3 protein-coding genes are annotated in these 2,853 nt (G+C 65.4%); 2 read left to right on the top strand and 1 reads right to left on the bottom strand.

Annotated features, from left to right (window positions below; genetic code table 11):
* On the bottom strand, positions 1-679 hold a 679-nt coding region (gene yghU, locus ENZ75_RS27240), incomplete at its 3' end, for a glutathione-dependent disulfide-bond oxidoreductase (protein ID WP_128278451.1).
* A gap of 195 nt (positions 680-874) precedes the next feature.
* Here yghU and ENZ75_RS27235 point away from each other — a divergent pair.
* Entirely contained in the window at positions 875-1,780 is a 906-nt protein-coding gene (locus tag ENZ75_RS27235) for a S1C family serine protease (RefSeq protein WP_024501724.1), read from the top strand.
* 15 nt (positions 1,781-1,795) lie between these two features.
* Positions 1,796-2,770 carry a LysR family transcriptional regulator gene (locus ENZ75_RS27230; protein ID WP_063168624.1) on the top strand — a complete coding sequence of 325 codons (975 nt, stop codon included), beginning with the start codon at positions 1,796-1,798 and terminating at the stop codon, positions 2,768-2,770.
* Positions 2,771-2,853 lie beyond the last annotated feature (83 nt).

The following is a 2,853-nucleotide window of genomic DNA, read 5'->3' as shown; positions in this document are numbered from 1 at the left end:
CGAAATCATTGTACATGCGGCCGAGTGCAAGCCCGCCATACCAGGGCCACACCGCCATGTCGGCGATGGAATAGTCCTTGCCGCCGAGATATTCAGTCTCGGCCAACCGGCGGTCGAGCACGTCCATCTGACGCTTCACCTCCATCGAGAAGCGATCGATGGCATATTCGAACTTTTCCGGCGCATAGGCGTAGAAGTGGCCGAAGCCGCCGCCCAGATACGGCGCCGAGCCCATCTGCCAGAACAGCCAGGACAGCACCTCGGCGCGGGCCGGCTGTTCGGTCGGAAGGAATTCGCCAAACTTTTCGGCGAGATAGACCAGGATCGAGCCGGATTCGAAGATGCGCACCGGTGTGGTGCCACTGTGGTCCATCAGGGCCGGAATCTTGGAGTTTGGATTGACCTCGACGAAGCCGCTGCCGAACTGGTCGCCATCGTTGATCCGGATCAGCCAGGCATCGTATTCGGCACCCTTGTGGCCGCGCGCCAGAAGCTCTTCCAGCATGACGGTGACCTTGACGCCGTTCGGCGTCGCCAGCGAATAGAGCTGCAACGGATGCTTGCCGACAGGCAGTTCCTTGTCATGCGTCGGCCCGGCGATCGGCCGGTTGATGCTGGCAAAGGCTCCGCCGCTCGGCTTGTTCCAGGTCCATACTTTCGGCGGTGTGTAGTCGGTCATTTCGTGGCCTCGTGTCGGGGAAGGATGGCAGGTCGCCATTAACTAGGGCTGCGGATGTGTAAGTTCAACTTGCGTTGAACTATTATCGATGCCCGCAGTGCCAACATCGGCAATTGGGCTCTTCCTTACCCTTGCGCCTTCTCCTGCGTGGCATACCTATAGAAGATGTCGCCAAAGCCCACCCAGGACAAAAGCATGACCATCAATCCCAATCTGCGCTCGGTCGTGGCCGTGCGGGCCACTGTTCCCGAAGATGCCTTTACGGCCGGGGCGCTCGGCACGCTCAGGGAAGGCAGCGGCGTCGTCATTCGCAATGACGGGCTGGTGCTGACCATCGGCTATCTCATCACCGAAGCGGAAGAGGTCTGGCTGACCAGCCATGACGGCCGCGTCATCCCCGCGCACGCGCTGGCCTATGACCAGGAATCGGGCTTCGGCCTGGTGCAGGCGCTGGCGCCGCTCGGCCTGCCGGCGGTGGCGCTGGGCGATGCCGGCAAGGCCAGGATCGGCGACGCCGTGGTGCTGGCCGACGGCATCGGCCAGTCGGTGCAGGCCAGGATCGTCACCAAGCAGGAATTCGCCGGCTATTGGGAGTATCTGCTCGACGAGGCGATCTTCATTGCGCCGGCGCACCCGTCCTGGGGCGGTGCCGGGCTGTTCGGCGCCGATGGCTCGCTGCTCGGCATCGGTTCGCTGCGCCTGCAGATGAGCCGCAATGGCGAGGTCGCCGATATCAACATGGTGGTGCCGATCGATCTGTTGCCGCCCATACTCGACGATCTCCTGACGCGCGGCCAGGTGGCCAAGCCGCCGCGTCCATGGCTCGGCGCCCTGTCGGCCGAAAGCGATGGCAGAGTGGTGGTGATGAGCGTGACCGAAGGCGGTCCGGCGGCCAAGGCTGGCCTGCGCCAGGGCGACATCATCTCGGACATCCGCGACGGCGCGGTCGATGGACTCGCCGATTTCTATCGCAAGCTGTGGGAGAGCGGCTCGGCCGGTGCCGAGATTCCGATGCGGGTGCTGCGCGACGGCCGCGAAACCTGGCTGCGCGTCAAGTCCGCCGACCGCGGCAGTTTTCTGAAGAAACCGCAGCTGCAATAGCGCGTCAGCCACACGATGCATCCAAGACTGCTCAAAACCTTCCTTGCGGTGGCGCGGAGCCGCAACATCACGCGCGCCGCAGAAGTGGTCCACCTCGCGCAATCGAGCGTCAGCGACCAGATCCTGGCGCTCGAGGCCGAGCTTGGCGCTGCCCTGTTCACGCGCGCGAAGTCCGGTCTCGAGCTGACGCCGGCAGGCCTAGCGCTGCAGCCGATCGCCGAGGATTTGTTGCGGCTCGACGGCGAGGCGCGCGCGGCCGTGCAGGCAGCGGCAGGTTCGACAAGCGGGCACCTGACCATCGGCGCGCTGGAGACGATCGCGTCGGCCAGGCTGGCGCCTTGGCTGCCCGGGTTCCAGGCCGGCCATCCCGACATCACCGTGCGGATGAAGGTGGCGGGCAGCGGCGCGCTGCTGCGCCAATTGGAGGATGGCGACATCGATGTCGCGTTCTGCTTCGACCGCCGTGATTTCGCGAAGGGCGCGTCGGATAAACACTTCGCCAGGCGCACGATAGCAGCCGAACCGCTGGTGCTGGTCGCGGCTCCGGGGCAGGGCAGCGTGCCAGGCGACCTTGCCGCGCTTGGCGAACTGCAGTTCGTGGCAACGGAGCCCGGATGTATCTACCGACACATGTTCGACACGGCCTTTGCCGAGGCGGGCGCTGCCGCACCCAGACTTGCCAACGAGGTCGGCAGCATCGGCGCCATTGCGCGGCTGGTGGCGGCCGGCGCGGGGCTCGCCCTCGTTCCACGCCTGGCCGTCCCGGATGCGCTCGCACGCGGCGACATCGTCGAAATGCGATGGCCCGGCCAGATGCGGACGGCGCCGCTGGTGATGATCTGGCGCCGCCGGCGCGTCCAGCTGCCGGCGCTTAAGCAATTGCTCACTGCCGCGCGCGACACGCTGGTGCCGGCCCTGCAGCCCGCCAAGGCTGGTTCAGGACTTGAATCGTCGAACCGCTCCAAGGCCTTGTTTGCAAACAACTCCTGACGGAAGCAGCGGCGGTTCAGATCAGGCGGTGGCCGCCCTCGACATGCAGCGTCGTTCCCGTGGGAAAACCATTGCCGATCAGG

Source organism: Mesorhizobium sp. M7A.F.Ca.CA.002.04.1.1 (assembly GCF_004022805.1).
In the GTDB taxonomy this organism is placed as follows: Bacteria; Pseudomonadota; Alphaproteobacteria; order Rhizobiales; family Rhizobiaceae; genus Mesorhizobium; species Mesorhizobium ciceri.
Note: the sequence above shows the minus strand (reverse complement) of the source record. Positions and strands in the feature narration are given on the sequence as shown.

Bases quoted from the DNA above. Each gene is read 5' to 3' on its own strand.
- ENZ75_RS27235 (WP_024501724.1), top strand. From the start codon at position 875: ATGACCATCAATCCCAATCTGCGCTCGGTCGTGGCCGTGCGGGCCACT.
- ENZ75_RS27230 (WP_063168624.1), top strand. From the start codon at position 1,796: ATGCATCCAAGACTGCTCAAAACCTTCCTTGCGGTGGCGCGGAGCCGC.